The organism is Paraburkholderia sp. SIMBA_027 (assembly GCF_046535315.1).
In the GTDB taxonomy this organism is placed as follows: domain Bacteria; phylum Pseudomonadota; class Gammaproteobacteria; order Burkholderiales; family Burkholderiaceae; genus Paraburkholderia; species Paraburkholderia tropica.
Map to the genome: position 1 here is coordinate 1 of NZ_JAWRWY010000740.1, position 266 is coordinate 266.

1 protein-coding gene is annotated in these 266 nt (G+C 22.2%); it reads right to left on the reverse strand.

The features are described from left to right. A partial coding sequence (locus tag SB764_RS41020) for a hypothetical protein (protein ID WP_410866899.1) occupies window positions 1–266 on the reverse strand: 266 nt, incomplete at both ends.

Sequence of the window (266 nt, forward strand, 5' to 3'; positions counted from 1 at the left end):
ATTTTATTAATATTATTTATAGCATCTGTTGTAGTTACTGTTTTTCCCTTCCATTCTGCTATTTGCAAATTTGATTGCTTAATAAGATCTTTGATATAGTTTTCAATATCTATATTAAAAAAGAAATCTTCAATATACTTTTTTTCTTGCTCAAAATAATGATTTATTTTGTTACCACATTTTTGAGCTAAATACTTCCATATATTTTCTTGAAAGTCATTTCTATTAGCATCAATATCTTTAAACTCTTGATTATTAGTATATAT